This is a genomic window from Stagnihabitans tardus, from assembly GCF_009925085.1.
GTDB lineage: Bacteria > Pseudomonadota > Alphaproteobacteria > Rhodobacterales > Rhodobacteraceae > Stagnihabitans > Stagnihabitans tardus.
Window position 1 is genome coordinate 114,854 of sequence record NZ_JAABNR010000002.1, and the last position, 26,629, is coordinate 141,482.

At 68.0% G+C, this 26,629-nt stretch carries 26 protein-coding genes and 1 pseudogene; 10 read left to right on the forward strand and 17 right to left on the reverse strand.

Annotation, left to right across the window (positions count from 1 at the left end; translation table 11 throughout):
* The first annotated feature begins 1 nt into the window (after window position 1).
* The 4 genes from GV832_RS02345 to bchJ all read left to right on the forward strand — a co-directional run bounded on the left by GV832_RS02345 (window position 2) and on the right by bchJ (window position 3,985).
* On the forward strand, window positions 2–1,186 hold the full coding sequence (locus GV832_RS02345; RefSeq protein ID WP_168773219.1) for a geranylgeranyl diphosphate reductase: 1,185 nt from the start codon (window positions 2–4) through the stop codon (window positions 1,184–1,186).
* The gene (idi, locus tag GV832_RS02350; RefSeq protein WP_168773220.1) at window positions 1,183–1,713 is read left to right on the forward strand and encodes an isopentenyl-diphosphate delta-isomerase; all 531 of its coding nucleotides are present in this window, start codon (window positions 1,183–1,185) and stop codon (window positions 1,711–1,713) included. Before GV832_RS02345 ends, idi begins: the two co-directional genes overlap by 4 nt.
* A gap of 100 nt (window positions 1,714–1,813) precedes the next feature.
* Window positions 1,814–3,436, forward strand: a complete 1,623-nt coding sequence (bchE, locus tag GV832_RS02355; RefSeq protein ID WP_168773221.1) for a magnesium-protoporphyrin IX monomethyl ester anaerobic oxidative cyclase — start codon at window positions 1,814–1,816, stop codon at window positions 3,434–3,436.
* Window positions 3,437–3,985: a bacteriochlorophyll 4-vinyl reductase gene (gene bchJ, locus GV832_RS02360; RefSeq protein WP_168773222.1), complete on the forward strand. Its 549-nt coding sequence runs from the start codon at window positions 3,437–3,439 to the stop codon at window positions 3,983–3,985.
* Here bchJ and GV832_RS02365 read toward each other — a convergent pair.
* The 14 genes and pseudogenes from GV832_RS02365 to GV832_RS02430 all read right to left on the reverse strand — a co-directional run bounded on the left by GV832_RS02365 (window position 3,960) and on the right by GV832_RS02430 (window position 16,643).
* Window positions 3,960–4,538: a hypothetical protein gene (locus GV832_RS02365; RefSeq protein ID WP_168773223.1), complete on the reverse strand. Its 579-nt coding sequence runs from the start codon at window positions 4,536–4,538 to the stop codon at window positions 3,960–3,962. The genes bchJ and GV832_RS02365 overlap by 26 nt on opposite strands.
* 109 nt (window positions 4,539–4,647) lie before the next feature.
* Complete coding sequence (dxs, locus tag GV832_RS02370; RefSeq protein WP_168773224.1) at window positions 4,648–6,555, reverse strand: 1-deoxy-D-xylulose-5-phosphate synthase; 1,908 nt, start codon at window positions 6,553–6,555, stop codon at window positions 4,648–4,650.
* A gap of 160 nt (window positions 6,556–6,715) precedes the next feature.
* On the reverse strand, window positions 6,716–6,934 hold the full coding sequence (gene pufX, locus GV832_RS02375; RefSeq protein ID WP_168773225.1) for an RC-LH1 core complex protein PufX: 219 nt from the start codon (window positions 6,932–6,934) through the stop codon (window positions 6,716–6,718).
* A 10-nt stretch (window positions 6,935–6,944) separates the two neighbouring features.
* Entirely contained in the window at window positions 6,945–7,865 is a 921-nt protein-coding gene (pufM, locus tag GV832_RS02380) for a photosynthetic reaction center subunit M (protein WP_168773226.1), read from the reverse strand.
* A complete protein-coding gene (gene pufL / locus GV832_RS02385; protein WP_168773227.1) occupies window positions 7,858–8,706 on the reverse strand; it encodes a photosynthetic reaction center subunit L in 849 nt (282 codons plus the stop codon). Before pufL ends, pufM begins: the two co-directional genes overlap by 8 nt.
* Window positions 8,707–8,768: 62 nt before the next feature.
* Window positions 8,769–8,954, reverse strand: a complete 186-nt coding sequence (pufA, locus tag GV832_RS02390) for a light-harvesting antenna LH1, alpha subunit (protein ID WP_168773228.1) — start codon at window positions 8,952–8,954, stop codon at window positions 8,769–8,771.
* Between the two features lie 13 nt (window positions 8,955–8,967).
* Window positions 8,968–9,117, reverse strand: coding sequence for a light-harvesting antenna LH1, beta subunit (gene pufB / locus GV832_RS02395; protein ID WP_168773229.1), 150 nt, complete (start codon window positions 9,115–9,117; stop codon window positions 8,968–8,970).
* A gap of 172 nt (window positions 9,118–9,289) precedes the next feature.
* Window positions 9,290–9,499: a cytochrome PufQ gene (pufQ, locus tag GV832_RS02400; RefSeq protein WP_168773230.1), complete on the reverse strand. Its 210-nt coding sequence runs from the start codon at window positions 9,497–9,499 to the stop codon at window positions 9,290–9,292.
* 86 nt (window positions 9,500–9,585) lie between these two features.
* Window positions 9,586–11,034 (reverse strand): annotated as a pseudogene (gene bchZ / locus GV832_RS02405) (chlorophyllide a reductase subunit Z); the annotation flags it as partial.
* 97 nt (window positions 11,035–11,131) lie between these two features.
* A complete protein-coding gene (bchY, locus tag GV832_RS02410) occupies window positions 11,132–12,601 on the reverse strand; it encodes a chlorophyllide a reductase subunit Y (protein ID WP_168773232.1) in 1,470 nt (489 codons plus the stop codon).
* 54 nt (window positions 12,602–12,655) lie between these two features.
* Window positions 12,656–13,657, reverse strand: coding sequence for a chlorophyllide a reductase iron protein subunit X (locus tag GV832_RS02415; protein WP_168773233.1), 1,002 nt, complete (start codon window positions 13,655–13,657; stop codon window positions 12,656–12,658).
* Complete coding sequence (bchC, locus tag GV832_RS02420) at window positions 13,654–14,592, reverse strand: chlorophyll synthesis pathway protein BchC (RefSeq protein ID WP_168773234.1); 939 nt, start codon at window positions 14,590–14,592, stop codon at window positions 13,654–13,656. The genes GV832_RS02415 and bchC overlap by 4 nt, the downstream gene beginning before the upstream one ends.
* A gap of 101 nt (window positions 14,593–14,693) precedes the next feature.
* Window positions 14,694–15,785 carry a methyltransferase gene (locus GV832_RS02425; protein ID WP_168773235.1) on the reverse strand — a complete coding sequence of 364 codons (1,092 nt, stop codon included), beginning with the start codon at window positions 15,783–15,785 and terminating at the stop codon, window positions 14,694–14,696.
* A complete protein-coding gene (locus GV832_RS02430) occupies window positions 15,786–16,643 on the reverse strand; it encodes a polyprenyl synthetase family protein (protein WP_168773236.1) in 858 nt (285 codons plus the stop codon).
* Window positions 16,644–16,746: 103 nt separating this feature from the next.
* Here GV832_RS02430 and crtD point away from each other — a divergent pair, with 103 nt between their 5' ends.
* The gene (crtD, locus tag GV832_RS02435) at window positions 16,747–18,294 is read left to right on the forward strand and encodes a 1-hydroxycarotenoid 3,4-desaturase CrtD (protein WP_168773237.1); all 1,548 of its coding nucleotides are present in this window, start codon (window positions 16,747–16,749) and stop codon (window positions 18,292–18,294) included.
* Window positions 18,291–19,118, forward strand: coding sequence for a carotenoid 1,2-hydratase (gene crtC / locus GV832_RS02440; RefSeq protein ID WP_168773238.1), 828 nt, complete (start codon window positions 18,291–18,293; stop codon window positions 19,116–19,118). Before crtD ends, crtC begins: the two co-directional genes overlap by 4 nt.
* Here the strand turns inward: crtC and tspO are convergent, their stop codons facing one another.
* From tspO to GV832_RS02455, 3 genes are read right to left on the reverse strand one after another with little or no spacing between them, the layout of a single operon-like run.
* On the reverse strand, window positions 19,119–19,586 hold the full coding sequence (gene tspO / locus GV832_RS02445; protein WP_168773239.1) for a tryptophan-rich sensory protein TspO: 468 nt from the start codon (window positions 19,584–19,586) through the stop codon (window positions 19,119–19,121).
* A 55-nt stretch (window positions 19,587–19,641) separates the two neighbouring features.
* Window positions 19,642–20,646 carry a 15-cis-phytoene synthase gene (gene crtB / locus GV832_RS02450; RefSeq protein WP_168773240.1) on the reverse strand — a complete coding sequence of 335 codons (1,005 nt, stop codon included), beginning with the start codon at window positions 20,644–20,646 and terminating at the stop codon, window positions 19,642–19,644.
* Entirely contained in the window at window positions 20,643–22,184 is a 1,542-nt protein-coding gene (locus GV832_RS02455) for a phytoene desaturase (RefSeq protein WP_168773241.1), read from the reverse strand. Before GV832_RS02455 ends, crtB begins: the two co-directional genes overlap by 4 nt.
* A 193-nt stretch (window positions 22,185–22,377) precedes the next feature.
* Between GV832_RS02455 and crtA the strand changes: the two genes are divergently transcribed.
* From crtA to bchO, 4 genes are read left to right on the forward strand one after another with little or no spacing between them, the layout of a single operon-like run.
* Window positions 22,378–23,070 (forward strand): spheroidene monooxygenase, encoded by a 693-nt coding sequence (gene crtA / locus GV832_RS02460; RefSeq protein WP_354001917.1) that lies wholly within the window; start codon window positions 22,378–22,380, stop codon window positions 23,068–23,070.
* The gene (gene bchI / locus GV832_RS02465) at window positions 23,067–24,107 is read left to right on the forward strand and encodes a magnesium chelatase ATPase subunit I (protein ID WP_168773242.1); all 1,041 of its coding nucleotides are present in this window, start codon (window positions 23,067–23,069) and stop codon (window positions 24,105–24,107) included. The genes crtA and bchI overlap by 4 nt, the downstream gene beginning before the upstream one ends.
* Window positions 24,104–25,741 (forward strand): magnesium chelatase subunit D, encoded by a 1,638-nt coding sequence (locus GV832_RS02470; protein WP_168773243.1) that lies wholly within the window; start codon window positions 24,104–24,106, stop codon window positions 25,739–25,741. Before bchI ends, GV832_RS02470 begins: the two co-directional genes overlap by 4 nt.
* Window positions 25,741–26,598 (forward strand): alpha/beta fold hydrolase BchO, encoded by an 858-nt coding sequence (gene bchO / locus GV832_RS02475; protein ID WP_168773244.1) that lies wholly within the window; start codon window positions 25,741–25,743, stop codon window positions 26,596–26,598. The genes GV832_RS02470 and bchO overlap by 1 nt, the downstream gene beginning before the upstream one ends.
* Window positions 26,599–26,629 lie beyond the last annotated feature (31 nt).

Here is a 26,629-nt window from a genome sequence, read left to right on the forward strand (position 1 = left end):
CATGTTCGACGCTTTCGTGATCGGTGGCGGGCCCTCGGGCGCCACGGCGGCCGAAGACCTTGCGCGCGGCGGCAAGCGCGTGGCGCTCTTGGACCGCGCGGGCCGGATCAAGCCCTGTGGCGGCGCCATCCCGCCCCGCGCCATCGCCGATTTCGCCATCCCCGATCACCTGATCGTGGCCAAGGTGAACACCGCCCGCATGGTCTCTCCCAGTGGACGCGCCGTCGATATCGCCATCGAGGGCGGCTTCGTCGGCATGGTCGACCGCGACACCTTCGACGAGTTCCTGCGCGAACGCGCTGCCATGCAGGGCGCGGTGCGTCTGACCGGGACCTTCCTGCGGATCGAGCGGGGCGAGGAAACCCGCGTCATCTGGCGCGACAAGACCGGGGTCGAGCGGGGCACGCCGACCCGCGTGGTGATCGGCGCCGATGGGGCGCGGTCCGACGTGGCGCGGGCCGAGGTGCCGGGGGGGAAAGAGATCCCCTATGTCATCGCCTATCACGAGATCATCGCGGCGCCGAATGGCGTGGCCTCCTATGACCCCACCCGCTGCGACGTGATCTATGACGGTCGCATCTCGCCGGATTTCTACGGCTGGGTCTTTCCGCATGGGGTCACGGCCTCGGTCGGCATGGGCACGGGGATCGACGGGGTGAACCTGAAGCAGGCCACCGCCGATCTGCGCCGCGCCTCGGGGCTGGCGGATTGCGCCACGCTGCGGCGCGAGGGCGCGCCCATTCCGCTGCGCCCGCTCGACCGCTGGGACAATGGCCGCGACCTGGTGCTGGCGGGCGATGCGGCGGGGGTCGTGGCGCCCTCCTCGGGTGAGGGGATCTTCTACGCCATGGCCGGGGGCAGGGCTGCCGCCACCGCCGCCATGGCCTTTTTGCGCACCGGGCGCGCCCGCGATTTGCGGCTCGCGCGGTCGATGTTCATGACCGAACACGGCATGGTCTTCAAGGTCCTGCGGTCGATGCAGGACGCCTATTACAAATCCGATGAGCGCCGCGAGCGCTTCGTCAGTCTCTGCCATGACCTCGATGTCCAGAAGCTGACCTTCGAGGCCTATATGAACAAGCGGCTTGTCAAAGCCCGGCCCATGGCGCATCTGAAGATCGGCGTCAAAAACCTGATGCATCTGATGGGCGTGGTGCGGCCGGAATGGTCTGGGATGGGGTCATGAATATCGCGGTCAAGGATCTGATCCCGGCCTGGGTCGAGGGGCGCTTGCAGCCCCTGGACAAGCTGGCCGTGCATCGCCAGGGCCTGCGGCATCCGGCGGTTTCGGTCTTTGTCCTGTCGGGGTCTCGCGTGCTGATCCAGCAGCGCGCGGCGGACAAGTATCACTCGGGCGGCCTATGGGCCAATACTTGCTGCACCCATCCCTACTGGGGAGAGGCGCCCCTGGCCTGCGCCATCCGCCGCCTGACCGAAGAGCTCGGCATCACCGGCCTGACGCTGCAGCCCGTGGGCCAGGTCGAATACCGTGCCGAGGTGCCGCCCGATCTGATCGAACACGAGTTGGTCGATGTCTTCGTGGCCGAGGCGCCGCTGGACCTGACCCTGGACCTCAACCCCGAGGAGGTTCAGGCCGTGGCCTGGGTCGATCTCGACGCGCTGGATGCCCAGATCGCCGCCCAACCCGCCCGCTTTACCCCCTGGCTGCGGATCTACCTGTCCGAGCATCGCGCGCAGATCCTCGGCCGCTGACTGTCAACTTTAGTTGACGCATTTTCGCCAGATTTGATCTGGATCAAACCCCCGAACCCCCTGGCTGTTACGCTTTCCTGACCAAGGTCAGGAGGCTTTCATGCGCGTTCTCTTCGTCCATCCCAACTACCGGTCGGGCGGCGCCGAGATCGCCGGAACCTGGCCGCCCGCCTGGGTGCCCTATCTGACCGGCGCGCTGCGCAAGGTCGGGCTCAACGACATCCACTTCATCGACGCGATGACCGAAAACCTCTCCGAGCCGGAGCTGATCGCCCGGATGAGGGCGATCCAGCCCGACCTGGTGGGGGTGACCGCGATCACGCCCTCGATCTATGCGGCCGAGGCCGTCCTGGCCCTGGCCCGCGACCATATCCCCGGCGCCCTGCGCGTCCTGGGCGGCATCCATGCGACCTTCATGTTCCAACAGGTCCTGACCGAGGCGCCTTGGGTCGATGTCATCGTCCGGGGCGAGGGCGAGGAGATCCTGCAAGCCCTGGCCCTGGCCGTGGCCGAAAAGCGCTGGCCCGAGGCGCGGGCGGGGATCAAGGGGCTCGCGTGGAGAGAGGGCGACCGCGTCGTCTCCTCCGCCGCTGCGCCCACGATCAAGGATATCGACGGGCTGGACCCGGATTGGTCGATCCTGGACTGGAAGCGGTATATCTATATCCCGCTGAACACCCGGGTCGCGATCCCCAACATGGCGCGGGGCTGCCCCTTCACCTGTTCCTTCTGCTCGCAATGGAAGTTCTGGCGCGATTACCGCGTGCGCGACCCCAAGAAGGTGGTCGATGAGATCGAACGCCTGGTGCGCGACCACCAGGTCGGCTTCTTCATCCTCGCCGACGAGGAACCCACCATCAACCGCAAGAAATTCATCGCCTTTTGCCAGGAGCTGATCGACCGCGGCCTGCCCGACAAGATCAAATGGGGCATCAACACCCGCGTCACCGACATCTACCGCGACCGGGAGCTTTTGTCCTTCTACCGCCGCGCGGGGTTGGTCCATGTCTCGCTTGGCACCGAGGCGGCGGCGCAGCTGAAGCTGGACCTTTTCAACAAGGAAACCACCGTCGCGCAGAACAAGGAGGCAGTGCGGCTCTTGCGCGAGGCCGATATCCTCGTCGAGGCGCAGTTCATCGTGGGGCTGGATAACGAGACGCCGCAGACGCTGGAGGAGACCTTCCAGATGGCCTGGGACTGGCAGCCCGATCTGGCCAATTGGGCCATGTACACGCCCTGGCCCTATACGCCGCTGTTTCAAGAGCTGAAGGACCAGGTCGAGATCCACGACTTCAGCAAATACAACTTCGTCACGCCGATCATGAAGCCCGCCGCCATGACGAGGGGGGAATTGCTGGACGGGGTGATGAACAACTACCGGCGGTTTTACTCCCGCAAGGCGCTGTTCAACTACCCGTGGAAGGGCTCGGGCTTCCGGCGGCGCTATCTTCTGGGCTGCCTCTGGGCCTTTATGCGGGCGGGGTTCAAGCGCAGTTTCTATGACCTCGGCAAGAACAACTACTGGGGGCCGCAGTCGAAGGACAAGGTCGATTTCCACTTCGACACGACGCGCGGGGCGCTTCCGGCGGCCGATTGGGAGACGGCGGCCAGCCGGGCCGCCCGCGCCGCCGAACGCCGCGCTGCGGTGAAAGAGCAGGCCAAGGCCCGCCATCGCGAGCCGGTCCTGGCCTGTGGTGGCGGCGACCAGCAGATGGAGGACTAGGTGTCGGCCCTCATCGGCCCCAATGCCGTTCTGCAGCTTCTCCCCCTGATCGAGCCGGGATTCCTCGCCCGGCTGGGGATGGAGCCTCCGTCAGACCATGGGTTGATGCCCGAAGAGCCCGCCCACCGTCTTCATGCCGCAGTCAGGGATCTGCCGCAGGCCCCGGCGATCCTGGCCGAGGCCGGGCGGCGGACCGGGGAGTATATCCTCGCCCACCGGATCCCCCGCCCGGCGCAGAGGCTGTTGCGGGTCCTGCCACGGGGCATGGGAGTTCGCATTCTGAGCCAAGCCATCGCCCGCAACGCCTGGACCTTTGCGGGCTCGGGCGCCTTTGCGGTCGAGGCGCCGGGACGGTTCCGGCTGGAGCGCAACCCGCTGATCAAGGGCGAGACCTCGGCCCGACCGCTGTGCCATTGGCATGTCGCGGTCTTCGATCGGCTGTTTCAAAGCCTCGTTTCGCCCGATCTGCGCTTCCATGAGACCGCCTGCGCGGCCTGTGGCGATCCGGCCTGCCGATTCGAGCTCAGCCCGGCGGGCCAAAGCCGTTGACCAGCACCCGCAAGGGCTTGCGGTTCTCGCGCACCGCCGCAATGGCCTCGTCGATATGGGCCTGGCAGGCCTCGCAGACGACATAGCGCACGGCGGTCGGGTGGTTCTCCAGCGCCTCGGGGGCGATCCATTGGCCGCCATCATGGCGCACCGAATTGCAGAAGGAGCACTTGGCCGAGGTCGCGTCGTGGCGGTAATGCCAGTTGCCAAAGGGTTTGACGAAGCTTTGCACGTCGCGCAGGTCATGGACCATCAGGACGCGGTCTTCCTTCATCGGGCGGACGGTCAACTGCACGCGCCGCAGCTTGTTGGGCGAGTCGCAGCGATAATCGAGTTTCACTTCCTTCTGCGTCTCGAAGACCGTCTCCAAAAGCGCCAGGACTGCGGTCCTTGTGTCGTCGCCGACGATGTGATCGTCCAGCCGGGTCGAAAGCACCCGGTTGGCGACCGCAGCAGGCCCCTGATTTTCAAGCGCAAACTCGTCCCAATCCCCGCCGACCCACAGGATGCGGAGGCTTCGGTCGATCACGCTGTAGGTCTGCAAGAATTTCAAGCCGTCGTGCCCACTGGATGCCGATTTCCGCAGCATAGCAGGTCTGCATGAATTTTGGCCAGAACTTTACACTTTCGCCTGCAGACTTGACGCCATAGGGTTGCAAATGTCAGGCCAGCCTTACAATTGCGCCTGTCTTGCGCCGAGACAGCGTCAACTTCACGGTATTGGCAATGTCGGCAGCGGTCAGTCCGGCCTCGGCATACATTTCCGCCGGGCTGGCCTGGTCGATGAAGCGGTCGGGCAGGGTCAAGGTGCGGATCGCGCGGCCTTTTTCCAGCTGACCCGTTGCGGCGAGGTGATGCAGCACAAGCGCTCCGAAGCCGCCGGTCGAGCCCTGTTCGACGGTCACGAGGCTTGGGTGGTCGTCGATCAGCCGGTCGATCAGCGCGGTATCAAGGGGCTTGGCGAAACGGGCATCGGCCACGGAGACCTCGATGCCCTCGAGGGCCAGGAGGTCGGCGGCCTTCAAGACCTCGCCCAGATGCGCGCCGAAAGAGAGGAGCGCGGCGTCCTTGCCCTGGCGCAACACGCGGCCCCGGCCGATCTCCAGTACCTGGCCCTCTTGCGGCATCTCGACGCCCAGGCCCTCGCCGCGCGGATAGCGGAAGGCGATGGGGCCAGAGTCATGGGCGGCGGCGGTGGCGATCATGTGGCAAAGCTCAGCCTCGTCGCCTGCGGCCATCACGGTCATATTGGGCAGGTTGGCGAGGAAGCCCACGTCGAAAGCGCCGGCATGGGTCGCCCCGTCCTGGCCCACGAGGCCCGCGCGGTCGATGGCGAACCTGACGGGCAGGTTTTGCAGGGCGACGTCATGGACGATCTGGTCATAGCCGCGCTGAAGAAAACTGGAATAGATGGCGCAGAAGGGCCGCATGCCCGCAGCGGCCAGCCCTGCGGCGAAGGTCACGCCATGTTGCTCGGCGATGCCCACGTCATAGACTCGCTTGGGGAAGCGGCTTGCCATGACATCCAGCCCCGTGCCGCCCGGCATGGCGGCGGTGATGGCGACGATGCGGGGGTCTTTGGCGGCGGTCGTGGCCAGGCGCTCGGCGAAGACCGAAGTGTAAGAGGGCGCGTTGGATTTGGATTTGGCCTGCTGGCCGGTCGCCACGTCGAACTTGGCGACGCCGTGGTATTTGTCATCCGCCCGCTCGGCCGGGGCATAGCCCTTGCCCTTGACGGTGACGCAATGGATCAGGACGGGACCGCGCGCCCGGGCGCGGACGGCCCGCAGGGTCGTCATCAGCTGGCCCATGTCATGGCCGTCGATCGGGCCCACGTAGTCGAAGCCCAGCTCCTCGAACAAAGTCCCCCCGCCCGGCAGCCCCGAGACCAGGGCGCGGGCGCGGCGGGCGCCTTCGCGCATCGGGCCGGGCAGGGCGCTTTCCATGCCCTCGGCCAGCGACCGAAAGGCCGCGAGGGGCCCGGTCAGGGTGTTCAACGAAGCCTGAAGCGCGCCGACAGCGGGCGCAATCGACATGTCGTTGTCGTTCAGGATGACGAACATCCGCGTCTTCAGATGGCCCGCGTGGTTCATCGCCTCATAGGCCATGCCGGCGGTGATGGCGCCATCGCCGATCACGGCGACCGTATCGCCCACCGGCATGCCCAGCTCGCGGCCCTGCGCAAAGCCCAAGGCGGCGGAGATGGAGGTGGAACTATGCGCGGCGCCAAAAGGGTCGAAGTCGCTTTCCGCCCGCTTGGTAAAGCCCGAAAGCCCGTCCTTTTGCCGCAGGGTCAGCATGCGGTCGCGCCGCCCGGTCAGGATCTTGTGCGGATAGCACTGGTGACCGACGTCCCAGATGATCTTGTCGCGCGGCGCGTCAAATAGCGCATGCAGCGCCACGGTCAGCTCGACCACGCCCAGCGACGAGCCCAGGTGTCCGCCGGTCTTCGAGACGCTCTCGATCAGCTCTTCGCGGAGCTCGTCGGCAAGCCGCCGAAGGTCCCCAAGGGAAAGGCCCTTCATGTCCGAAGGCCCAGAGATGCGGTCCAGGGTTGGAAAGCGCGTCATCGTCACCTCCTGAGGAAAAAGGGTGCCGCGACGGACGCGGCACCAAGTGCCTGAAGCCATCAGGGAAGGGAACCGGGCGTGAGATGCGCCACGGAACCGGGCTGGCTAAAGCCCGGATGAGACGGACCGGGGCCGTACTGCTGCGGCCCCGGTCCAAAGATCAGACCAGGAAGGGAAGGGGACTCTCGATCTGACCATAGGGAGAAGGCATGGTCTTGGAGGCATCGGGCAGGAGCTGCCCCACCCCCCAGATCACCGCATAGATCAGGCCCAGGGCCAGGCAGAAGGCCAGGGCAAGCCCCATGCCCTTGGCCATGTGACCCAGCGCCCAGAAGGTGATCGAGGTCGTCTTGCCTTCGTTGAAGTAGTTGTCGCTCATGACCTTTTCCTCATTGCGGCGCATAGCCATGGACCTGCGCCCAGACATACCAGTTGTCGACGACCGTGCCCGTCAGCAGGATGCCGATGCCGCCCGTAAGCGTCACCAGGACCGCGCACCACCAGGCCCAGCGGTGGATGCCCTCCATCGTGGCATTGAACCCCATGGTCCAGCGCCAGAAGAGCGCCGCCCGTTCGGATGCCGTGCCCCGGTCGACGATCTGCTCCAGCTCACGGTCGCCGCCAAAGCGGGAGACCGCAAGGATGGTCGCCCCATGCATCGCGAAGAGAAGGGCCGACCCGTAAAGGAAGGCGATCGAGAGCGCGTGGAAGGGGTTGTAGAACAGGTTGCCATAGGTCAGCGAGAAGTTGTTCGTCCAGTCGAGGTGGCTGAAGATGCCGTAGGGCACGGCCTCGGACCAGGAGCCCATCAGGACCGGGCGGATGAGGCCCAGGACCAAAAAGAGCCAGATGGCCGAAGCGAAGGCCCAGGAGACATGCTTGCCCATGCCGAGCGCCTGCGCCCGAAGCCAGGTGCGCACCCACCACGAACAGACCGACACCAGAAGGAAGAAGGACGCGATCAGCCAGAGCCCGCCCTGGCCCAGGGGGGCGAAGCCCAGGCCATATTCCGGGCCCGGGGGCTCGAGCGAGAACCAGAAGAGATCCCGCGCAAAGACCGCCGGGTTGAAGCCCGCCTGGTACCAGTACCAGGCGCCGACCAGGAAGAACCAGACCGCGCCGGAGAAGAGCGAGATGACGCCCATCGTGCCCAGGTAGACGGGGCCCAGCTGCGCATTGCCGAACCAGCCCGCCAGCGTCGAAAAGCCCGTGGTCTGGGTTCGGTTGTGCAGGTCGACCTCTTCGGTCAGGCCCATTTCGGCATGGCCCCGGACCTGGACCTGGGTGAAGATGTTGGAATACTCAGCCATTCACGCCTCCCTCGATACCGGCCCACCACGGCAGTTGCAGCCACCAGTCCCACCAGACGACCCATTGGTCGAACCAGATCGTCCCCGAGATGACGATGCAGATCGCCGACCAGAAGGCCGCGTTGACGGCCAGGAGAAGCCCCAGGCGGTGGATGCCCAGCGTGCCGACGGAATAGCCGATCAGGTCGCGGAAATAGGTGTCCTCGTGATCGGGCGTCCGCATGGTCTTGCCCTTTTCAGGGTTGGCCGCCGACAGGATCAGGCCACCATGCAAAGCCAGGGCCAGGGCGTTGGTGAAGAAGAAGCTCACCGCCAGCATATGGACCGGGTTGTAGTGGAAATTCCCGAAGGTATAGCCCGTGTTCGACACCCAGTCCAAATGGCTGAAGATGCCGTAAGGGAAGGCATAGCCCCAAGCGCCCATCAGGATCGGCCGGATCACCACCAGGGTGACATAGGCAAAGATCGCGATGCCGAAGGCGGCCGGAACATGCAGCCCCATGCCAAGCTTGCGCGCGATTTCAACCTCGCGCAGGCCCCAGGAGATGAAAGCCCCCGTGGCGCAGATCGTGATGACCTGCCACAGGCCGCCGTCACGCAGCGGCGCGAAGGACAGGCCCATTTCCACGGGCGGCGGGTTGATCGAAATCAGCCAGGGGTTCCAGACGCCTTGCAGCGTCGCCCCGTAAAAGATCAGGATGGTCCCCAGCATCGCGAAGAAGATCGTCGTGACGCCGAAGAAGCCGACGTAGAAGGGCCCGACCCAGAAGTCGAACAGGTTCCCGCCGACCAGCGTGCCACCCGGCACGCGGTATTTTCTCTCGAAGCTCAGCAGTGCCATGGCTCCCTCCTCGTTTGGTGGAATGCGCGGGCGACCGGCTTAGCTGCCGCCCGCAGCAGAGCCTAGTTCGCGGGAACCGCGGCCGGGGCGTAGTTGTACTTCGCCGAGGCGATGTCGAACCAGTTGTAGGCGGGGTTCGACAGCAGCACGAGGTGGATCATCGCCGCGAGCAGGAACAGGAACACGCCCTGTGCCACGAACACGCGACGGGGATCGAAGATGAGCCAGATCTTGTAGAACTTGGACATGGTGTGATCCTCCTCAGAACCAGGGGCGCCAGATGTAGACCGCGATATGCGCGACGACGGCGATGGCGGTGAAAAGCCAAAGCCCGCTCATATAGACGGAGTGCAACTCTTGCGCCTGCTCGTCATTGAGACCCGTGAAACTCAGGTCAGATTTATCAGCCATTCTATCCTCCGGATGGGCAGACTGAACCGCAAACCCTGCGGCTGGGTCCTGGCCGGCGGAATGCCGGACCAAGGGTTTCCCCCTTTGGTGGGGGGGAGGCAGTGACCTGACGGGCGGGCGCACCACGGCAGGGAAGGGCTTCCGGTCCTTGCGGCCGGAAGATGTCGGGGCCTTACGGCCTGAAGATCATCGGCGTGATCTCGGTCGCCGTGCGGCGGGCGCGGGCGATCGGACCCGCGCAGGGCAGGCGGCGGTGCCACAGGGCCGAAAGGCCCCAGGCCAGCGTCTCCACCGGAATGGCAAAGGTCAGGATCAGCGCGTAATAGCTGTTGAACTCCGAGCGCGGGGTCCGCGCGTGGTGGTCGGCGCTTTGGTCGCTCATTTTGGTCCTCCCATGGGCCCAGGGGCTTCGGCCCCGACCGTTTCCTTGACCGCGCCAGGCGCCTGGGGCGCTGCGGTTTTTGCCGTTCCGGGCCCGTTCAGGCCGCAGACGAATTCCATGACGACCCGCTCGGCCCCGGCATCGAGAGCCGCCTTCTCGGCCGCATCGCGAAGGCTGCGCGCGGCAGAGATGCGGGTCAGGACGGGATGCGTGGCCACGATCCGCTCCAGCTCCATCTGGGCATCGACATCCCAGGGGAAGTCGCGCTTCAGCGTGGCGGGGGTGGCGGCGGCGGAGTCCATCTCCGACCCAAGCGGCAGGATGTGGAACAGAGCGTCGAAAAGCGCGTTGCAGATCTCCTGCACCAGGTAGACCGCGCCTTGATAGCCCATGAAGGGCGTGCCGGTGTGGCGGCGGATGGCCGCGCCGGGGAAGGAGGCCGGGATGAAGGAGGGTTGCGGCCCGAAGCCGCCGCGCGACTCCGCCATGTAGATCTTCTCGTTGATCGAGCCCAAAACGACGAGCGGCTTCAGCGCCTTCAGGCTGGCGCGAACCTGTTCGTTGTTGGTCTTCTCCCCGGGTTTCCTGGCCGTGGCAAAGGCGCAAGGCAGGCCCATGTCGTCTTCCAGAAAGGCGCGGATGCCGCGGGTATAGGTCTCGTTCGCGACAATGGCGAAAGAGGCCGTGGCGAAGAAATCCTGCGTGACGGACCGCCACAGGTCCCACAGAGGCTTCAGCGTCGAATGCTTTTCCTGCGCAATGAAGGGCTCCGGGTCCAGCCCCAAAAGCTCCCCCAACTTGCGCAGGAATGAGGTCGTGGAACTCATGCCCATCGGCGCTTGCAGATAGGGCTTGCCCAGGACCTCGGCCAAACCCCGGCCAAACTCGCGATACATCACGATATTCACATCGGCATTCACCAGATGGCGCATCTCGGCCAGGTGCGCGCCCAAGGGCAGCACCATGTTGACCTCGGCGCCGATGCCTTCGATCAGCCTGCGGATCTCGTGGAGGTCCGAGGCCATGTTGAAGACGCCGTACATCGGCCCGAGGATATTCACCCGGGGCTTGGAGCCCGGCGCCCGCGGCGCCTCGGGCGGCATGCGGCCCTTGGTCTGGCCGAATTCGGTGAACAGCCAGGTCATGGCGCGGTCAGCGGCCTGCCACTGGTCCTCGTCGATGGTGCGCGGCAGGAACCGTTGAATATTGGTGCCCATCGGCGTCACGCCGCCGCCGATCATCTCGGCGATGGAGCCCGTGACCACGACCGCAGGCAGCGCCGGGTCCAGTGTCTTCCAGGCCCGGCGCATGGCGCCCTCGGTCCCCTCGCGCCCCAGTTCCTCTTCACCGAGGCCCGTCACCACGATGGGCAACTCATGCGGCGGCAAAGCGTCGGTGTAATGCAAGACCGAGGTCACCGGCAGGTTCTCACACCCCACCGGCCCGTCGATCACCACCTGCAGCCCCTTGCAGGCGCAAAAGGCATAGACCGCGCCCCAATAGCCCCCGGCCCGATCATGATCCTGGATCAGCATGGAAAACCCTCCATGCTTTCACATTTGCCCAAATATCCCACGGGGGGTCTGGGGGGTGTGAAACCCCCCAGTTGCGACGGCAGCCAGCAAGGAGACATCATATCATCTCCTCCGCCTTGGCCGCGCGGGCCTGCTTGTCCAGCTTCTTCTGATGCGCGGCGCGGAAGTCGGGGCGCAGGTTCGGCGCGCCCTCCCAGATGCCGGCGGTATCGCCGGTGCCCACGCCTTCGAAGAAGTCCTGCATGGCCTCCATCCGGCCCTTGCCCGCCATGGCCGCATTGACCACCTGCGCCAAGGACCCCGCCCCCGCCGGACCCATCAAGGGCCGCGCCGAAATCAGGTTGGTGAAATAGAGCGACGGAAGCGCCATCTCCTTGGCCTTCTGCACCAGGGGGGTCGTCCCGATGGCGAGGTCGGGGGCAAAGGCCTCCATCGCGCCGAGGTCATCCTCCAGGCTCGCGCGGTATTTCACCACCACGCCCCGGGCCTCCAGCCAGTCGCGGTCGACCGCTGACCATTCGTTCCGCGCACAGGCCGTGCCGACGTAAGGCACCTCGGCGCCGCTTTCGATCAAGAGCCGCGCGACCAGAAGCTCGCTGCCCTCATAGCCCGAAACCGTGATCCGCCCCTTGATGGGATTGGCGGCAAGCGCGCCCTTGATCGCAGGCCCAAAGGCATTCTGCGCGGCGGCCGGGCTCACGCCATAGGCCTCGCCCACAGCCGCCAGCCAGGCCATCGTGCCCTCGTATCCCACGGGCGCCGAGCCCAGGACCTTGCGCCCCGCCGCCTGGAACTCGCGGATGGACGCCGTATAGAAGGGATGGATCGCCGCCACGACACCGCAATCCAGCGCGGCATAAAGCTCGCGCCATTCGCGGCAGGGGACGACCGGGCCGACCGCCAGCCCCATGGGGGCCAGCATCGCCCCGATCATCATCGGATCGGCCGGGAACATCTCGCCCAGAAGCGCCACCTGCGGGCGATCCGAGCGGCCAGCGGCCGGGGCCGGCACCGGGCCCGCCTCGATCTCGGAGCGCGCATAGGCCAGCATGGCGCCGGCCAGCACGTCCTTGGCCTCGGCATGGGTCGGCACGCCAAAGCCCGGAACGTCGATGCCCACGATCCGCACGCCATTGATCTCGTTGGGCAAAAGCCGCAAGGGCACGCCCGAGGCAGAGGGCACGCAAAGGTTCGTCACCACCACCGCGTCATAACGCGCCGGATCGGCCAGTTCATGGACCGCATCGCGGATGTCTTCAAACAGCTTGCCCGTCACCAGGCTTTCCGAGTTGAAGGGCACATAGCCCACCGACCGCCGGGCGCCGTAGAAATGGCTCACGAAGGTCAGGCCATAGACGCAGCAGGCAGACCCGGACAGGACCGTCGCCACCCGCCGCATCCGCAGCCCCACGCGCAGGGAGCCAAAGGCCGGGCACATGCTTTGCGGCTTGTCATGCGGCCCCTTCGGGTAATCCGCTTTGAAACGGTCCAGCACCTCGGCATTGCCATTGGCGCGGGCCTCGGCCTCCATGCGGTCTGCGCCGGAGTGGCATCCCATATCGGTCATGAGCGCCTCCCCAGTCGGCGCAGCGCCTCTTCGAAGCGGGCAAGGGCTTCGAGGTCACACATGGTCGTAGATGACCTCCAGCGAGGGGCGGTCCACGGCATTCTTGCCGCGCATGTCGGCGTCATTCGCAGGCTCCAGCACGAAATCCGCGCCGGTGGTTTCGGCGTCGAAAAGCGCCAGAAGCCCGTCCTGGGTCAGGGGTTTGGGGCGCAGCGGCGGGGCCTCGGCCACGTTGATCGAGAGCTCGGTGAAGAGCGCGCCCCATTGCGTCGCGTTCGACCCAACGATCTGATAGTTCGCGGATTTCCGGCGCAGGTCGTCATCGGCGGGGATCGCCGCCAGCACGGGAATGTTCACAGCCTTGGCGAAGGCCGCAGCCTCGCCCGTGCCGTCGTCCTTGTTGATCACCATGCCCGCCACGCCGACATTGCCGCCGAGCTTGCGGAAGTAATCGACCGCCGAGCAGACATTGTTCGCCACATAGAGGCTTTGCAGGTCGTTCGAGGCCACCACGATGACCTTCTGCGCCATGTCCCGCGCAATCGGCAGGCCAAAGCCGCCGCAGACCACGTCGCCCAGGAAGTCCAGGAGGACATAGTCGAAATCCCAGTCGTGAAAGCCCAGCTTCTCCAGGAGCTCGAAGCCATGGATGATGCCGCGCCCGCCGCAGCCGCGACCGACTTCGGGGCCGCCCAGCTCCATCGCGAAGACGCCGTTGCGCTTGAAGCAGACATCGCCGATCTTGACCTCTTCACCCGCCAGCTTCTTGCGGGTCGAGGTCTCGATGATCGTGGGGCAGGCCTTGCCGCCAAAGAGCAGCGAAGTGGTGTCCGACTTCGGGTCGCAGCCGATCAGCAGGACGCGCTTGCCCAGCTCCGCCATCATGCAAGAGAGGTTCGCCAGCGTGAAAGACTTCCCGATCCCGCCCTTGCCATAGATCGCGATGATCTGGGTCTTCTTGGTGACCTCGTGGGGCACCTCCAGCGTCGGTTCCTCGGCGGCCTCGTCGCGCAGCCTTGCGTCGAAATCCTTCAGGTTCGGAATGTCCAAGGTCATGTCGCGCTCCAATCCAGGATCATTTTCAGGCAGGCGGGGTCGTTGAAGGCGGTGTCATAGGCGGCTGGGGCTTCAGCCGCTTTCGACCGGTGGGTGATGAGACCCGCAAGCGACAGGGCGCCGCTTTCGATCAGGGCGCGGGTCGCCACCAGGTCATCGGCCTGCCATTCGGCGGCGATGCGGATGCGGGCTTCCTTCATGAAGGCGGGCGGGAAGGCGAAGCTCAGCGGCTGGGTGTAAAAGCCCGCGAGCACGATCTCGCCGCCCTTTTGCAGGCGGGGAATCAGGGTGTCCAAGAGGTCGACGCCCGAGGCGTCATAGATCGACCTGTAGTCGCGGCGGGGGTCGGTCTCGGGGTCGATGACCTCGTAGCCAAGGGCGCCGTCGCGGCGGGTCGGGTTGGTTTCCCAGACGGTCGGCGCAGCGCCTCCGGCCGCCAGGGTCAGGCGGGCGAGCAGGCGACCCAGCACGCCATGGCCCACGATGAGCTCGGGAAGCGCGGTGCCGAAGCCCGCCAGCGCATGGCGCGCGGTCGCGGCCAGGGCGAGTAGCGCGCCCTCGGGGCCTACGCCACGGTCAAGGCGGCTGACGCGCGAAGCGGGCGTCACCAGCGTCGCCGAAGCCCCGCCAAAGAGCCCGCGCAGCCCGTTTTCATAGCAATTTGCGCCGGGGACGAAGACCCATTCGCCGGGGCGGAAGCCGGTCTCGACCCCGGCCTCGACGACCTCGCCGAAGCTTTCGTAACCGGGGACCAGCGGATAGCCCATGCCCGGGAAGGGCGGCATCGTGCCTTGCCAGAAGAGCCTCTCGGTGCCCGTCGAGATGCCCGAATGCCGCACGGCCACCACCAGGTCTGCGGCCCCGGGGGCCTTCAGACCGGCCTCGGCCAGTCCGATGGACCGGGGGGCCGAGAGGATGATCGCCTGGGTCTGCATTGCACCTCGCTGAGTGGGGCAGACTCTGCTGCTCCCTTCATGTCATCTTAACCAGACAGTCATACATGTCAATTTAAAGTGACACTTCTTGTGAAGCCGCTTCAGATCTTCCGTGCCGTGAGCACGCGGGTCACATAGGGCCGCGCGGGAGCCGGGCTGGTGATCTGGACGAATCCGGCGGCTTGCAGCAGGGTCGAGATCTCTGCAACCGAGCGTGTGCGGCCGGTTTGCATGGCCATGGTATAGATGGCGAAGTAGATGTCGGTGGCGGGGTCGGGCTGGTCTCCGCCCGACATGGGTTCCGAGATCACCAGGAGCCCGCCCTTGGGCAGGGCCTCGAAGGCGCGGGCCAAAAGCCCTGCGACCGTCGCGTCGGAATGGTCGTAAAGCACCCGAATCAGCGAGAGGGAATCGGCGCCCAGGGGGAGCGAGTCGTCGCGGAATGACCCCGCGACCTTGGTGATCTGGGCGGGCAGGGGCGGGGCGCTGTCCACGACCTGGCCCAGGTCGAAGAGCGTCAGCCGCAGCCCCGGGTGCCTGGCCGCGACCGCCGAGAGGAAGGCGCCATGCCCTCCGCCCACGTCCAGAAGGTGGCTTTGGCCGCTGAAATCCACCTGGGCCAGGGTGTCGCGGGCGACGAGGGTTTGGCTTTCGGCCATCAAACGACTGAACCTATGCGCCTCGGGGTCGCCGATGCCCGCGCCGAAGACATAGGGCCAGAAGCCCGCCAGTTGCGTCGTCTCGGGGCCGCGGAAAAAGCCCACCGGATCGGCCAGGTCGGCATAAAGCGCGCGGTGATGCGAGACCATTTCCGCCAGCCCCGGCACCACGGTAAAGGCCGCGCCGCGCGGGGTCAGGTGCCAGAGCGTGCCCCTCTTGCGGACCAGCTTGAGGGCGGTGGCGGCCTTCAGAAGGATCTCCATCCGGTTCAGGGGGACGCGGGTCAGAAGCGCCAGATCCTCGGTCGTCTCGGGGCCTCGCGCCAGGCGGGCCAGCAGTCCAAGGTTGACCAAGGCCATCAGAACCTGGGACCGGACAAAGCCCTGGACCAGGTCGAAAAGCGCCTCTCCTTCCGCCCGCGCAAAGCGGCGGACCAGGGGCAGACGCTCGGCAAGCCTATGGAAACGTGGAGAAAGCGCCAGGCGCACCAGCCAGCCTTGCGGGCGGGGCGGGGTCGTGAAAGGCCCGTCCATTCAGGCCGGCCGCGTGGCGGGCTGTCCGGTCAGGCGGCGGGCATAGGCGGTGACGAGCTGCGCCAGATGCGCCTCGCCGGGGCAGGAGGGGATCGAGGAAATCGCCCCCGCCAGGATGTTCTGCATATGCGCCATGGCCCCCGCCACCCCCAGCCGCGCGACCGCATTGGGCCGCATATGCGCCGCGTCCTGACCCACGGGCTTCCCGGTCTCGGCCTCGGTCTGCAGCGCGTCCTTCAGGTCATCGGCCACCTGGAAAGCCTCGCCGATCCGGGCGCCCAGTTCCTCCCAGGGCTCGGGGTCGTGACCTGCCGAAATCGCCCCCATCCGCGTCGCCGCGATGAACAGGGCACCCGTCTTGGCGCGGTGATAATCCGACAGGTTGATGGACTGCTCGCTCTCCCAGGCCTGACCGGCGCAGATGCCCAGGGGCGCCCCGGTGCGGGTGGCCAGAGTCGAGACCAGGGCCAGGCCGCGGTCCGGCGCAAGACCCGCCGCGCGGGAGATCGTGTCGAAGGCCAGGACGATCAGGCTGTCACCGGCCAGCACGGCCAGGGGCTCGGAATAGGCGCGGTGGACGGTGGCCTTGCCGCGCCGTGTATCGGCGTCGTCGAAGGCGGGCAGGTCGTCATGGACAAGGCTCGCGCAGTGGATCAGTTCCAGGCTCGCGGCGGCGGCATCCGACAGGTCGGGGCGGTCGTCGCCACAGGCGAGCGCCACCGAGAGAAGGATCGTGGGCCGCACCCGCGCGCCGCCCGGAAAGACCGCATAGGGCAGGGCGGCGGCCAGTTTCGGAGGGCTGACCACGGGGGCGAGCGCCGCCTTCAAAGCCTGCTCGATCCTTGCTTCGACGGACATCGGCGCCTCCTGAGGTTTCCCGGACTGTGACTCAGCGCCAAGCTTGTGTAAACCTAAATTTACACTAATCTGCCAGGTGGGAGCATCTCCCAAGGGGAAGCCGATGCGTGAGGCGGGCGACAGTGCCGTGGTGATCGGCGCCGGGATGGGAGGCCTTGCCGCCGCCATCCGGCTGGCCGCGCTTGGCCTCGCTGTCACCGTGGTTGAGGCCGAAGCCGCTCCGGGTGGCAAGGCCCGCGCTGTCCCCACGGCGGCGGGTCCGGCGCAGACCGGCCCCACCGTCCTCACCTGGCCCGACCTGGCCGAAGAGCTCTTTGCCCTGGCAGGCCAGCGCATGGACGATCAGCTGACCCTGACTGCCCTGCCCGAACTCGCCCGACACTTCTGGACCGATGGCAGCCGCCTGGACCTGTATCCCTCCCGCGAGGCCAACAGCGCCGCGATCGAGGCCTTTGCCGGGCCGAAAGAGGCCGCAGCCTTCCGCCGGTTCGACCAGCTCGCCTCGGACCTCGCGGAGGCGCTGACTCCGCCGATCCTCTCGCGCCCCCGGCCCTCGATGCTGGGGGTCCTCAGGGCGGTCATGACGCGGCCCGCGATCTGGCCGGCCCTGGCCCCGGGGCAGAGCCTGCAAGGCCTGTTGCAACGCCACTTCGCCGACCCGCGCCTCGTGCAGCTATTCGGCCGCTATGCCACCTATGTCGGCGGCCGTCCGCATCTGTCGCCCGCCGTGCTGGCGCTGATCTGGCGGGTGGAATCCGAGGGCGTCTTCGCCGTCCAGGGCGGGATCTCGGCGCTGGCCGCAGCGCTGGCCCGGATGGCCGAGGCCCTGGGAGTCCGCTTCCTTTACGCCACCCGCGCGCGGCGCATCAGGCTCCAGGACGGCGCGGTCTGCGGGGTCGAGACCGAGGGCGGGCAGTTCCTGTCTTGCGCCACCTGCGTCTTTGCGGGCGACCCGGAGGCCTTGCGGCAGGGCTTCCTTGGCTCGGCCGCCAAGGCCGCCTTGCCGGGCACGGGGCCGAAGCGCAGCCTTTCGGCCTGGGTCTGGGCCTTTGCCGCCAAGCCGCAGGGCGTAGACCTCCTGCACCACAACCTCTTCTTCACCCCCGATCCCTCGGGCGAGTGGGGCCCCATCGCCAAGGGCGAGATGCCGACCCAGCCCACGCTTTACCTCTGCGCGCAGGACCGGCTCCCGGGCCGCACACCCCCCGCGCGTGAGCGGTTCGAGATCATCATGAACGGCCCCGCAGGCCAACCCGCCTCCGCGGCAGAGGAGCAGACATGCCACCAAAGGACCTTTCCGCCCCTGACGCGTTTCGGCCTGACCCTGGCGCCCGAGACGCCGCATCTTCTGACGCCCCAGGCGCTGGCGCGGGCCTATCCGGGCTCGGGCGGGGCGATCTATGGCGGCAGTCCGGAGGCGAGCCTCGCGGCCTTTCAGCGGCCCACAGCGCGGACCCGGGTGCCGGGGCTTTACCTCGCGGGGGGCGGGGCGCATCCGGGGGCGGGGGTGCCGATGGCTCTGCTCTCCGGGCGGCATGCGGTCGAGACGATCTGGAAGGACCGGATTTCCGGGTCTCTCCGCCGGCCGGGGGCTATGCCTGGTGGTATGTCGACGGCGTCTCGGACGACGGGACGCGCGCCGTCTCGGTGATCGGCTTCATCGGGACGGTGTTTTCGCCCTGGTATCACTGGTCGGGACGGCGCAGGCCGCAGAACCATGTCTGCCTGAACGTGGTGACCTGGGGGGGCAGCCCGCGGTTCACCATGACCGACCGGGGCGAAAGCGCGCTGCGGCAATCGCGCGAAAGCCTTCAGATCGGGCCCAGCCGGATGACCTGGGCGAATGGCGCGCTGGTGATCGAGATCGACGAAAAGGGCGCCGCCCCCCGCTTTGGCCGGGTGCGGGGCAAGATCACCCTGACGCCTGAGGCCGTGACAAGGGTGGAGGCCGTGCTTGACCCCGGGGCCCGCCACATCTGGCGCCCCTTCGCCCCCCTCTCGCGCATCAAGGTCGAGCTCGACGGCCAACCCGCCTGGAAGGGTCACGGCTATTTCGACGCCAATTTCGGCGCGCGGCCCTTGGAGACCGATTTCCGCCGCTGGACCTGGGGGCGCTATGCGGCTTCGGGGCGGGGGGTGGTGTTTTATGATGGGCTGCGACGGGATGGCTCGACCTTGGGGCTTTCCCTCGGCTTTGACGCCTTGGGCCAGGTGACCGAGACCGAGGCGCCTCCGCTGGTGGCGATGAAGCCGACCGCCTGGCGCCTCCCGCGTGAGACGCGGGCCGATGCGGGGACCACGCCGCGCCAGACCGCCATGCTTCTGGACGCGCCGTTTTACTCCCGCGCGGCGGTGGATGTGACGCTCGGCGGCGAGCAGTTCACCGGGGTCCATGAGGCCCTGGACCTCGACCGCTATGCCTGGCCCTGGCTGAAGCCGATGATTGCGCTAAGGGTTCCCCGAAGCCGCGCCTAGTCAGCGGGCGTAATCGGGGTTCAGCCGCAGGACCGACAGGTTCAGCGCGCCTGCCACGGTGACCCAGGCGAGGTAGGGTACGAACATCAGCCCCGCCCAAAGGTCCATCGACAGGAAGCTGACCGTGGTCAGCGCCACCGAGGTCCAAAGCGCGGCCATGACGAAGAGCGCCGCCCGCATCCGCTTCAGGCCGAAGAAGACCGGGGTCCAGAGCGTGTTGAAGGCGATTTGCAGCGACCAGAGGCCCATGGCCTGGCCGACGCCGGGGCCCTCCAGCGCGCCTACGCGGGCGGCGGCGGCGCTCATCAGGATGTAGAAGGTGGTCCAGGCCACGGGAAAGGCCCAACGCGGCGGGGTCCAGGTCGGTTTCTTGAGGCCGTTGTACCACTCGCCCGGCTGGAACATCGCGCCCGTCGTGGCGGGGGCGGCACAGGCGGCCAGGTGAATGAAGAACAGGGTCAGGTCCATGGGTGCCTCGCTTTTGCTTGCAGATAGGCGCTGCGACGCTCAAACCCAAGGGCTTTCACGCGGTGTTGCGGTCCTGTTGCTCCAATTGGCTGAGAACCCGGATCAGGGCCTCGGACCGCGAGGCGCGGCGGAGGGGCTTGGCTGCGGCCTCGACGAGGAAGGCCACTTCCGGCGCGGGGCGGGCATGCAGCCGGGCCGAGATCGGCAGGATGGGAGAAAGCGCGGCCTCGGCCCCCGCGAGCGCCAGGAGCGCCAGCTTGCGGCGGCCCGAGGTCCGGGCGCGGCGCGTGATGCTGTCATGGCCTGCGCGGGCGACCTCATGGCCTATGGCGCCATAGATCCGCCCCGCCGCAAAGATCCCGGCGCGGCAATCCAGCGGCAGGCGCGCCACCCCGGCGGCGGCGCGGATGTAATGCGTCTCGGCCACCGCCAGAAGCCGCGCCACGACGCGCGACAGGGCCTCCGAGGGGCGGGGGTCGGCCATGAAGGCCTCGGGCGAGATGCCCGCCTCCTCCAGCCAGTCCAGCGGCAGGAAGAGCCGCCCGGCGCGGGCATCCTCGCCCACGTCGCGGGCGATGTTGGTCAGCTGCATGGCCAGCCCCAGGTCGCAGGCGCGGGCCAGGGCATCCGCCTCGCGCACCCGCATCAACACGCACATCATCGCCCCGACCGAGGAGGCAACCCGGGCCGAATAGTCCAGAACGCCCGAAAGCGTCTGATAGCGGCGGCCGAGCGCGTCCCAGGCCAGGCCCTCCAACAGAGCCTCGGGCAGGGCGCGGGGCAGGTCGAAATCCTGCACCACGGCGGCAAAGGCGCGGTCCGAGGCATGGTCGCGCGGGCGGCCCTGGTAGATCAGGTCCAGCCGGTCCGAGAGGCGCAGGACGGCCGCATCCTTGTCGTGGCCCTCGTCGACCTCGTCATCGGCGACGCGGCAGAAGGCGTAAAGCGCCAGCGCCGGGTCGCGGACGCGGGCGGGGAGAAGCTTGGAGGCCGCGTGGAAGGACAGGGACCCGGTGCGGATCATCGCGCGGCAGGTCGCCATATCCGCAGGCGCGATCATTCGGCGGCCATCCGGAAGGGGAGGGCATGCGGTGCCTCGGGGATCAGACCCGCCGTCACCTCGGCGGCCCCGATCACCCCCGGCACGCCCGCGCCGGGATGGGTGCCCGCGCCGACGAGGTAAAGCCCCGGGATCTCCTCGGACAGGTTATGCGGGCGGAACCAGGCCGATTGCAGGATCCGCGGCTCGATCGAGAACCCCGCGCCGAGGGGCGAGAGATAGCGCGACTGAAAGGTCTCGGGCGTGAAGCAGAGGCTTTCGGTGATATGGTCGCCAAGGCCCGGCAAAAGCCGCTCCTCCAGCACCTTCTGCACGCTTTGGCGATAGGGTTCGGCCTCTTCGGCCCAATCGGTCGTCCCATGGCCCAGGTGCGGCACGGGAGACAGCGCATAGAAGGTGTCATCCCCGGCAGGGGCGCAGCTGGGGTCGGTGACGGAGGGGCGGTGGACATAGAGGCTCATGTCCGGGGCAAGCCGCCCGGTCTGGAAGATGTCGCGGATATGGGACTTGTAGCGCGGACCCACGAGGATCGTGTGATGGGTCACGTCGCGCCATGTCTCCCGCGTGCCCTTGGTCCCGAAATACCAGACGAAAAGCCCCATCGACCAGCGTTGGCGTTTCAGCTTGGCATCGGTCCAGCGCTGGCGCGCATGGTTGCGCAACAGGCGGCTGTAGGTGTGGCCCGCATCGGCATTCGACACCACGACGGGCGCCTGCATCACCGACCCATCCGCCATCCTGACGCCCGAGGCGCGGCCCTCGGTCAACACGATCTCATCGACCTCGGCGCCCTGGATCACCTGGCCGCCCTGGGCCGTGATCACCTTGGCCATCGCCGTCGCAATCGCCTGCACCCCGCCCATGGCGTAATGCACGCCGAAAGCGCGCTCCAGGTGGCTGACGAGGGCATACATCGAGGTCACATGGAACGGGTCTCCGCCGATGAAAAGCGGATGGAAGGACAAGGCAAAGCGCAGGTGGTCGTCCTTCACCCGCCCCGCCGCATGGGCATAGACCGAACGGTCGGCGCGGAGCATCGCAAAGCGCGGCAGGGCCTTTAGCAGGTCGACCAGCCGGTGCATCGGCTTGCGGCCCAGGTCGAGGTAGCCGAAGCGGTAACGCGCCTCGGCATCGGCGAGAAAGCGGTCATAGCCCGCGAGGTCCTTTGGCGCGATCCGCGCGACCTCGGCCCGGCTGGCGGCGTCGTCGATGCGGGGCGCATAGGTCGTGCCATCTTGCCAGCGGATCTCGTAGAACGGGTCCATCGGCACCAGCGTCACATCGCGGTCGAAGTCGCGCCCGCAGGCCGTCCAGAGGTCGCGCAGCCCCTGGGGTACGGTCACGATGGTCGGCCCAAGGTCGAATCGGTGGCCGCCTTTCGTGATCGACGACCCCCGGCCCCCGGGGCGGTCCAGCTTGTCCAGGACCGTGACGCGATACCCCTTCGCCCCCAGCCGCATGGCGGTCGCAAGGCCTCCAAGCCCCGCCCCGATGACGATGGCAGAGGAAGGATCGGCTCTTTGGGTGAGTGAGTTCATGCGCATGAAGGCGATGATAGACTGTCCAGTTTAATTTACAACGTCTTTGCGGCGCCCGGGTTTATCGCGCAGAAACCGGGGGCTGAGGACGGGATTCCGCCAAGCGCTTCGGGATTTTCCTTTCCAAGCCCTGCGGAAAGTGTAAAGTCAAAGTGACATATGATGAAGGGGAAGCGCCATTCCCACCGCAAGCCTGACCCTGTTCCGCCATGACGGCGCGGGCTCCCGTCTTTGGGGGCTTTCACGCATGGCGCTGGCCCGCCCGGGCCTGGCGCGGCTGCCGGGCCTGCGGTTCTGGAAGCTCTGCGGCGCGGGATCGGGGCATGGATTCTCCTTCCGGCCCGATGGGCGGGTCTGGGCGATCCTGGCGGTCTGGGAGGACCTGAAGGCCGCCGAACAGGGCCTGCAAAGCCCCATCTGGACCCGCTGGCGCGCCCGCGCCGCCGAGAGCCTCTCCATCCTGATGCGCCCCCTGACCGCACGCGGCTCCTGGTCGGGCGCGCAACCCTTCCCGCCCGAGCCCGGACCCTCCCACGGCCCCTTCGCCGTCCTGACCCGCGCCACCGTCAAACCCCGGGCGCTGACCGCCTTCTGGGCCCGCGTGCCCGAGGTCAACGACCGCATCGGCGCCAACCCCGACGTGCTCTTCAAGATCGGCATCGGCGAGGTTCCGCTTCTGCACCAGGTCACCTTCTCGGTCTGGCCCGACATGGCCGCCATGGCCCGCTTCGCCCATGCCCCCGGACCCCATGCCGAGGCGGTGACCCAGGTCCGCCAGGGCGACTGGTTCTCCGAAGAGCTTTACGCCCGCTTCCAGGTGCTGGGCACGCAGGGCCAATGGTCCGGCATGCCGCCCCTGACCCAACCCGAAAGGATCGTCGCATGAGAGAACCCGCCCTCGCCCCCCGCCCCCAGGCGCGGCCCGCGGCCTATCCTTTCTCGGCCATCGTCGGCCAGGAGGAGATGAAGCTGGCCCTGGTCCTGACCGCCGTCGATCCGACGCTGGGGGGGGTGCTAATCTTTGGCGACCGGGGGACCGGGAAATCCACCGCTGTCCGGGCTCTGGCCGCGCTTCTGCCGCCGATCGAGGCCGTGGCGGGTTGCCCGGTGAACTCTCCGCGCCCCGAGATGGTGCCGGATTGGGCGCGGGTTGCCGACCTCTCGCTGGTAATGAAGCCGACCCCGGTGGTGGACCTGCCGCTTGGGGTCTCGGAGGACCGGGTGGTCGGCGCCCTGGACATCGAACGCGCCATCTCGCGCGGGGAGAAGGCCTATGAGCCGGGGCTCCTGGCGCGGGCCAACCGGGGCTATCTTTACATCGACGAGGTGAACCTCCTGGAGGATCACATCGTCGATCTGCTTCTCGACGTGGCCCAGTCGGGCGAGAACGTGGTCGAACGCGACGGCCTGTCGATCCGCCACCCGGCGCGGTTTGTGCTGGTGGGCTCGGGCAACCCCGAGGAGGGCGAACTGCGCCCGCAACTCCTTGACCGTTTCGGCCTGTCGGTCGATGTGGCCACGCCGAAGGACCCCGCCACGCGGGTGGAGGTCGTTCTGCGCCGCGATGCCTATGACCGCGATCCCCTGGGCTTCATGGGGCAATGGGCGGCGCAGGACCAGGCGCTTTGCGCCGCGATCCTGATGGCGCGGGGGGCGCTCCCCCGCACCGAGGCGCCCAATACGCTGATCTATGACTGCGCGACCCTGTGCCTGGCAGTGGGCTCCGACGGGCTGCGCGGCGAACTGACGCTCCTCAAGGCCTCCCGCGCGCTGGCGGCCTACCAGGGGGCCTCCAAGGTCACCCGCGATCACCTGCGGCAGGTGGCGCCCATGGTGCTGGCCCATCGCCTGCGCCGCGACCCCTTGGACGAGGCGGGGCAGGGCGTCCGCATCGCCCGCATCCTGGCCGAGCATCTGCCATGACAGACCTGGCCCGCGCGCTGGCGGCCTTTGCGCTGGACCCGCTGGCGGTGGGAGGGCTCTGGCTTTACGGCCGCGCCTCCCCCGCGCGGGACCTGGTGCTGGCCGCCCTGCGCCCGGCCCTTGCCCTGCCGCAGCGGCGGCTTCACCCTTCGATCTCCGACGAGGCGCTGTTTGGCGGCCTCGACCTGGCGCTGACCTTGCAGGCCGGGCGGGCGATCCGGCGGCCGGGGATCCTGGACCAGCCCTGCGTGATGATCCTGCCCATGGCCGAGCGCACGGGGCCCGGCCTCGGCGCGCGCCTGGCGCAGGCGCTGGACGGTGGCCAGCACGCGCTGATCGCTATGGACGAAAGCGCGGCGGAGGACGAGGCGCTGCCCCCCGCCCTGACCGACCGGCTGGGGATTTTCCTCGACCTGTCGGAAGCGCGGCTCGAGCCCTTCGATCTGCCAGACCTGACGGCGGCCCGCGCCCTGCGGCCCCAGGTGACCCTCCCCGAAGGCGCGCTTCTGCAGATGGCCCAGGCGGCGGAGTCCCTCGGTGTCCGCCCGATCCGCGCCCTCCTGGTCCTGGTGGCGCTGACCCGCTCGCTGGCCGCGCTGTCGGGACGGACCACGGCCGCCCCCGAGGATATCGAAGAGGCCGCTGCCCTGACGCTTTCCCACCGCGCCCTCCCGCCGATGGAGCAAGCGCCGGAAGAGGCACCTCCCCCGCCTGAACCAGAGCAGGGAGAGGCGCCGGAGGAGGACCAACCCCTCCGCGACCCCTCATTGGCCGAGATCATCCTGGCCGCCGCGCGCGTCGCCCTTCCTCCCGCGCTTCTAGAGCAGCTGGCAAACGCCAAGGCCCGCCAAGCCCCCGGCGGCAAAGGCGCGGGGCAAGAGCGGCAAGGGAGCCGCCACGGCCACCCGCTTTCCGCCCGCCCCGGCAAGCCCGCGACCCCGTCCCAGCTGGACCTCCTGGCCTCGCTGAGGGCCGCCGCCCCCTGGCAGCCATCGCGCCGCAAGGAGCGCCCCGATGGCCCCGCTCTGATCCTGCGCCCCTCTGACCTGCGGCTGAAGCGGCGCGCCGAACATTCCGACCGGCTTCTGATCTTTGCCGTCGATGCCTCGGGATCTTCGGCGGTGGCGCGGCTGGCCGAGGCCAAGGGCGCGGTCGAGCTTTTCCTGGCCGAGGCCTATGTGAAGCGCGATCACGTCGCGCTTCTCTCCTTCCGCAACCAGGGGGCCGAGCTGATCCTGCCGCCGACGCGCAGCTTGGCGCGCACCAAGTCGCGGCTGGCGGGGATGCCGGGGGGCGGGGGCACGCCGCTCGCTTCCGGCCTGGACCTGGCCCTGGCCACGGCGCTGGCCGCCCGACGCAAGGGGATGACGCCGACGCTCGCCATCCTGACCGATGGGCGCGGCAACATCGCCCGCAACGGCGCGCCGGGCCGCCTGGGGGCCGAGGCCGATGCGCTGGCGGCCGCCAGGGCGATCCGCGCCGCCGGGCTGGGGGCCCTGGTTCTGGATGTCTCGAACCGGCCGCAGCCGGGGCTTGCCCTCCTGGCCGCTGCGATGGGGGCACGCTATATGGCGCTGCCCCGTGCCCAGGCCGGAGCCATGGCGCGGACCCTCTCGGCCGCCCTGCCGGACTGATGGAGCCCGCGCGCCTCCCCCCCGACTGGCCCTTCCGGGGCCTGGGTCAAAGGGTGGCCCTGGCCCCGCATCGCTGGTGGGTGGTGACGATGGGAGAGGGGCCGGACCTGCTGCTGCTGCATGGCACCGGCGCCTCTGGCCATTCTTTCCGCCGCCTGGCGCCCCTTTTGGCCCAGCATTACCGCGTCATCATCCCCGACCTGCCGGGCCAGGGGGCCAGCCAAAGCCGTGCCATGGGCCGGATGGGGCTGGACGGGATGGCCGAGGATCTTTGGACCCTGATGGATCACCTTGGCGTGACGCCCAAGGCCGTCATTGGCCACTCCGCCGGGGCCGCCATCGGGTTGCGCATGGCGGAACTCCGTCCCATCCAAGCCGTGATCGGGCTGAACGCAGCGCTTGGCGGTTTCGACGGGCTGGCGGCGCTCTTGTTCCCCGCCATCGCCCGGACGCTGGCGGCGGCTCCCTTCCTCGCCCGTGCGGCGGCGCGGCTCTCGGGCACGCCCGCCTCGGTCGCCCGGCTTCTGGCTGGAACGGGGTCACCGCTCGATGCCGAGGGGCGAGGTCAGTATCTCCGCCTCGTGCAGGACCCCGACCATATCTCGGGCGCGCTTGCCATGATGGCGGGGTGGCGGCTCGAGGGGCTCTTGCAGCGCCTGCCCCAGACGCGGACGCGGGTTTGGCTCATCGCCTCGGAGGGTGACCGCGCCGTGCCGCCCCGGGTCTCGGACCAGGCCGCCGCCCGCATCCCGGGGGCCGAGGTCACCCATCTGGCGAAACTTGGCCACCTGGCGCATGAAGAGGCAACCGATGGGCTGGCCAGCCTGATCCTGCCGTGGTTAAGCACCTTGCCCTGAGGCCCCGGCGCTTTACCTAAGCCCTGCAATA